5 protein-coding genes and 5 pseudogenes are annotated in these 5,538 nt (G+C 60.6%); 6 read left to right on the forward strand and 4 right to left on the reverse strand.

Annotated features, from left to right (window positions below):
• Positions 1-205: pseudogene (locus EN990_RS36670) on the forward strand (hypothetical protein); the annotation flags it as partial.
• A gap of 147 nt (positions 206-352) precedes the next feature.
• Here EN990_RS36670 and EN990_RS18165 read toward each other — a convergent pair.
• Positions 353-628 carry a hypothetical protein gene (locus EN990_RS18165; protein ID WP_063169403.1) on the reverse strand — a complete coding sequence of 92 codons (276 nt, stop codon included), beginning with the start codon at positions 626-628 and terminating at the stop codon, positions 353-355.
• A gap of 697 nt (positions 629-1,325) precedes the next feature.
• On the opposite strand from EN990_RS18165, the gene EN990_RS18170 reads away from it, so the two are divergent.
• Positions 1,326-1,742: a hypothetical protein gene (locus tag EN990_RS18170; protein ID WP_063169404.1), complete on the forward strand. Its 417-nt coding sequence runs from the start codon at positions 1,326-1,328 to the stop codon at positions 1,740-1,742.
• Between the two features lie 238 nt (positions 1,743-1,980).
• Here EN990_RS18170 and EN990_RS36815 read toward each other — a convergent pair whose 3' ends face one another.
• The 3 genes and pseudogenes from EN990_RS36815 to EN990_RS18185 all read right to left on the reverse strand — a co-directional run.
• Positions 1,981-2,472 (reverse strand): cytochrome c, encoded by a 492-nt coding sequence (locus EN990_RS36815; protein ID WP_244514239.1) that lies wholly within the window; start codon positions 2,470-2,472, stop codon positions 1,981-1,983.
• Positions 2,473-2,513: 41 nt separating this feature from the next.
• Positions 2,514-2,735, reverse strand: coding sequence for a hypothetical protein (locus EN990_RS36200; RefSeq protein ID WP_245462946.1), 222 nt, complete (start codon positions 2,733-2,735; stop codon positions 2,514-2,516).
• Positions 2,736-2,756: 21 nt separating this feature from the next.
• A pseudogene (locus EN990_RS18185) lies at positions 2,757-3,036 on the reverse strand (DUF411 domain-containing protein); the annotation flags it as partial.
• 801 nt (positions 3,037-3,837) lie between these two features.
• On the opposite strand from EN990_RS18185, the pseudogene EN990_RS36205 reads away from it, so the two are divergent.
• The 4 genes and pseudogenes from EN990_RS36205 to EN990_RS18205 form a co-directional block, all read left to right on the forward strand.
• Positions 3,838-4,042, forward strand: a pseudogene (locus EN990_RS36205) (isopenicillin N synthase family oxygenase); the annotation flags it as partial.
• Positions 4,043-4,050: 8 nt separating this feature from the next.
• Positions 4,051-4,320: pseudogene (locus EN990_RS18195) on the forward strand (pyridoxal-phosphate dependent enzyme); the annotation flags it as partial.
• A gap of 278 nt (positions 4,321-4,598) precedes the next feature.
• Positions 4,599-4,762, forward strand: a pseudogene (locus EN990_RS18200) (thioredoxin domain-containing protein); the annotation flags it as partial.
• A 41-nt stretch (positions 4,763-4,803) separates the two neighbouring features.
• Positions 4,804-5,538 (forward strand): glutamate synthase subunit beta (locus tag EN990_RS18205; RefSeq protein WP_164766123.1); only part of this gene is annotated, 735 nt, incomplete at its 3' end.

The raw sequence follows: 5,538 nt of genomic DNA on the forward strand, positions 1-5,538 counted from the left end.
ATGGTTGACCACGCTTTTCAAAGATCGTGAACTACATCTCCTCGTTGTGCTCGACGCACTCCGGACAAGTAACCTCATGGGCGCGGCATGCAGGATTAACCGAGCCCAGCCGGTCATGAGTGCGGCCTTGCCGGGTCGGGCGATAGGCAGTCATGCCCTGCCCTTCCTGCGGGTCAAGCACTCCGAAAAAACATTTCCCCCATAAATGCTAGATCTTCCGTTGCCTTTTCGCGTCACAGGCCGTCAAACGCCCGGCCGTTCACAACAGTGATCCGGCAAGTGTTTGGCTGCGCGAGACGATGCTGCAGGGAGTCGTCCTGCATGGCACTTCGCTATGATGCTGCGGTGCCGTCTAACGGCGCCTCGTGCTTGAACGCACTGAACGGCCACCGCGATCAAAATCGATGGTTCGAGGACCGTTGATCATCACCCCGCCAGCCTCGATCTTGTTTGCCGCCACGAGAGCGACACAGAGACTGCTGGTGAAGATGCCCGCCTGCCCGCTATGTTCCGGATGGTTGACCATCCCGGATGGACCCATCGAGGGTGTCAAGGCGAGCATGAGCACAGGCGCGAACAGTTCACGGGCAGGCGCGACGGTGGCCGCAAAGCAACGTCGCGCCAGCATGCGATCTCAGCAGGATCGGCACCATCCTGTCAGGGAGCAATGCGAGTGGCTGGCTTAGCCGCTGCGACGCTGCCCGGCATCGCGTTCAATTGATCTGGCGCCTTAAATGCAGGAAGGCTTCGCGGCCGGTACGAGGCGCATCCCTCCTCCGAAGCAGCACGCCCAAGTATCATCACAAGCCCCGAGCGCCCGCGTTCGGCGATGTCCAATTTCCGACAATGTCGGAATACAGTCAGATCTGCTGGATTGACTTTAAATGGTTTTCTCATTTGGCACAGCGCATGCTGGTTATCCGGAAACACGTGACCGACCAACAAGAAGTCGCATGACACAACCGAAGCCATCCATGTCTGACGGGCTGCCCAGGATACCTACTGCGACCGCGCTTGCCCGGTGACGACCGCTCCGGCTCCGCCCGTTACCGACGAGGCAAAGTGACGGATTTCCTGCGTTTCAACGACATGGAGGTGGTTGTCATTCCCGCTGGGGGACAGACTCGGCCTGTTCAAGGCATTGCGCGAAGGCGGCAAGATGACGGCCACCCGTGCGCGAACTCAAGGAGCGCAGCCTGTATCGTGTATCAGGCAAATAGGCCGTCGGTCAGTGACCTTGACACAGGGGACATGCGCAAGGTCCTGAAGTTTGATGCAGCGATAGAAGGGTGCCAATGACAACAATAGCTTACAGGAACGGAACCATGGCTGGCGACGGCCGAGCCTTGGGTTTTGACTCAGTATCCGTCGGTGAGAAAACGAAGGTGTTTCGCTTATGCGACGGCACACTCATCGGCGTTTCCTCTTCGTCCTTGGGTATTCCAAAGGCCGTTCGAGACTGGGTTGAGAAGGGCATGGATGTTTCTGATATTCCTGTGCCGCGCAACGACGACAATTTTGAATTTGAGGCGCTGATAGTGCGCAAAAATGGGGAAGCCGTATTGTTGGACGGCAATTGGCTGCCAAGTGATCCCGTGAAAGGTGAATATTATGCCATCGGGAGCGGCAAGCAGTATGCTTTGGCCGCGCTGGTTTTGGGCAAGTCAGCTAAGGAAAGCGTCGAAGTTGCCGCGAAACTCGACGTTTGGACTGGTGGCACAGTCACTGCCATAACTCACTAAACCCGCCTTTCGGCGGGAGTGTGACAGTGCGAGCGTGGAAGTAGGGCGCCACCCCGGGGCACGTCGAGCCCTGTCATGTGAGCTGGTCCATAAGCGCGCGAAAGCGTCCAGTTGTGGCCAAAAGCACGATTTGCGACAGAACCGGCCCGCTTCTATGAGTATGGGCCGCTTTTTGCGGCCAGCGTGCTTGCCATCCTGCCGCCAGTGGCCGTCGCCTTCTTCTTCCAAGGTTACCTCGTCATGAAGTAGAGCACCACGATCTTGTCGGAGAGATCGGAAGGCGGACGGCCCTTCCGTCCGCGTCGGCCAGTTCGAAAGGCGGCGCGGCCTGCTCGTCGATCGCCTGGAAGAACCTCTCCGCGCTGTCCCTCATCTTGTCGAGATCGGCGCCCGGATGGTGGGCCAGCGCGGAGGTCCCGAGGATCAGCGCCAGAAATTGAATCGCAAGCGACGGTTTCGCTTTCATGGACAATGCATTCCGGTTGGGGGCGTTCGAGGGCTCCGCGGCTAGGATTGGTCTCACTGTGTCTGCTCCCGCTCCCGGCGGCTCATCTGCCTGATAGGCGCGTTCCCGCTCGGGCCATGTGCTTTTGATGAAGGCCAGAACGGCCCGGATCTCCTCGTCGGTGAGGACATTCCCGAAGCCCGGCATGTCGCTCTGGTAGCCGCCGCCGACGACCGCGGCCGGTCCCGGCGCCGGCATGCGTCCCGAAGGCAGCGGGCTTTCCAATCGCGCTGACCTTCGCCTGGCTAAAACCGTCTTGCCTAGCGCTATCGCCGCGGCCGGGGCGCGGCCATCCGGTTGGCGAGCCAAGGCAATGTCCAGACCAATCCGAGGCCTGCCGCGGCCACGCATCGATAAGAGGACCGACGCCCTTCTCCTTTGCCGCCGCTGGAGAACAGGTATTTGATCAGCGCGGCCGTCCCGAGGACGAGCACGACGACGACAAGCAGCCACACCAGGCCCGTGCCGAACATCATCATGCCGCTCATGCATTCCATCATCGAAGCCTCCTATTCCGTGGCGTAGATGCCGCCGGTCGCGTCAGACTTTCGGATTTCGAGAATCTCGAAGGGCGCTTCCTTCGTGCCACTCATGCCGGGGGAGCCCATCGGCATGCCGGGCAGCGTCATGCCCTTTGATGTCGGGCCGCTCGGTCAAGAGCTTGTTGACCGTGCCGACCGGCACATGGCCGCTCACCACATAGCCGTCGATGAACGAGAGAAGGCAGCCATCGGCTTCCGGCGGAATGCCCTCTTCGCGGCTCATGGCGAAAAGGTCGTGAGTCGGCCTTGACGGTGATTCCTGGAAGGCCGATTCCAAGGCGAGCTGGCTTGAAGGCCGCGGTCCGGATGGTCGACTAGGCAGCTTGGTTCCACGATCGCAATGCTTGATCGCTTCATTGCAGGCCATGGGCTCTCGCCCCCTCCTTTTGCCACACGAGGCGCCAGCTCACGTGTTGTTGTTGGCGTGCGCCCCGGCAACCGCTTTCACCAGCCGCTCCAGCGATCCCGCGCGCTCCAGCTCCGCAAAGAATGATGCGGCGTGACGCTACCCAGCCGGTGCTTCTCGGCCTTCCAATTAAACTGTCTCGACGAAAGAGCCGTCTCCGTTGCTCCGGTCTCGGTGTTGAGTTCTCTAAGGCTGCGCCACACCTTGGTCCCCACGCCGGCAAATGATCTCACTATGCAGCCCGTGCTCGCACGCTCTCAAACTAATTACCGCTGCTGCAACACGCCGCCTGGCGGCCTGCACCGAAAAGCCGACAGGGGTGCATCTGAATAGCCGTGAACCCAGGTCTCAAAGACCATCCGGCGCGACGAGCGGACGCACCGCACGTGTGACACCCGCCTTGTGGGGCAGGGTTGCCTTTCTCAATCCCGGCGTTGGTCGGCGTCCCAATGAGCAGCAAGCTATTATCGGCCGCCGAATCTTAGTGGCTTCGTCGAGAGCCTCAATCAACCAAGCGGCGAAAGCCCCGCTAGAGTCTCCGCCCGCCTGTCGCTATGAAGCAGTTGCAGCCAGCGCTGCTTCAGGCGCATGAACTCGCCCGATGCAATGATTTCCGTCGCCCTGGGTCTTTCGAAGGGCACTGTTTCTATTCCCTTCTTCTTCGGCGCGCGGCTTGATGCCGACATACGGTTTCTTGACCTGCCGCCTGAACTGGCTGCCGAAGCGGGTGCCCCGCCAGCGACCCCGACAATCCCCTGTTCCGCAACTGCTGAAGAGCCGACTGCGCTCGCATCCCGATATTGCGCAACGGCACTATGCCGACATTCTGGAGACCGCAGCCGCATGAGCCTCGAGATGTTCCGCCGACCGTCGACAAAGGCGTCCTCTCGCCTGCGTCCGCCATTTGTCAGTGCTCGATCTGATTGGGGAGACGCCGGTCGTCGAACTGAAGAGATTCGATACCGGCAGGTGTCGTCGCTTCGTCAAGATCGAAAGCCAGAATCCCGGCGGATCGATCAAGGATCGCATTGCGTTGTCGATGATCGTTAATGCCGAACAGCGTGGCACGCGCGGGGCGGTACAATCATCGAAGCGACCGCTGGCAACACAGGGCTCGGCCTGGCCATCTGGCGGCACGAAGCGCGTGATCGCGTGTCCAAAAGCTGACAGCGTCAGACAAATGTCAGGTTCATTACAACCAACATCTGGGCACTGACGAGGTTTTTCGAAGCAATGGGCGCTAACTGCGCGCTGAGCGCGTTGGCATGGCTTTTGAGACTGAGTGACTGTGACTGCACTCAATGGGGCAAGACGAGCGATGCGCTCCTCCCTGAACCCGTGTGCCGTCTCTGAGAGGAAACCAGCTCGTGCAGAAACCTTTGGAAATAGCTTTGGACCGCAACGTGGTATTGCAGATGGAGTCCCCGGCTCCTTCGATTAGAGTCGAGAACTGGCTGCATGGCGAGCCCCTCACGAGCTTTGAGCCCGGCAAGTGTACATAGTCGAATTTTGGGCAACTTGGTGCGGCCCATGTGTGGACGGGATGCCCCATCTGATCCAGCTGCAGGGCGTCGCCAGGCGCACCATCTGGACAGCAGGAACTGGACTATGGGCAAGGTAACAGGCTTTCTCGAAATCGACCGGCAGGTGCACAAGTACCAGCCGGCCTCCGACCGCATCCGGCATTTCCGCGAATTCACGCTGCCGATGTCCGACAAAGAGGTCGAGAAACAGGCCGCGCGCTGCATGGATTGCGGCATTCCGTTCTGCCATGGGCCGACGGGCTGCCCGATCCACAACCAGATCCCGGACTGGAACGACCTCGTCTACAATGGCGACTGGGACAATGCGATCCGCAACCTGCATTCGACCAACAATTTCCCGGAGTTCACCGGCCGCATCTGCCCCGCACCTTGCGAGGAAGCCTGCACGCTGAACCTCGAGGACATCCCCGTCGCCATCAAGACGGTCGAGCAGGCGATCGCCGACAAGGCTTACGAGACCGGCCATATCAGGCCCTATCCGCCGGAGAAGAAGACCGGCAAGCGCGTCGCCGTCATCGGCTCCGGCCCGGCCGGCATGTCGGCTGCCCAGCAGCTCGGCCGCGCCGGCCACGACGTCCATGTCTATGAGCGCGAGAGCCGGCCCGGCGGGTTGATGCGTTACGGCATTCCCGACTTCAAGATCGAGAAGCACTATATCGACCGGCGCATCGAGCAGATGCAGGGCGAGGGCGTCACCTTCCATTGCGGCGTCAATGTCGGCGTCGACAAGCCGGTTGCCGAGCTGCTCGCCGAACATGACGCCGTGCTTTATTGCGGCGGTTCCGCAACGCCGCGCGCG

This window comes from Mesorhizobium sp. M7A.F.Ca.US.005.03.1.1 (assembly GCF_003997975.1).
GTDB classification, from domain to species: domain Bacteria; phylum Pseudomonadota; class Alphaproteobacteria; order Rhizobiales; family Rhizobiaceae; genus Mesorhizobium; species Mesorhizobium ciceri.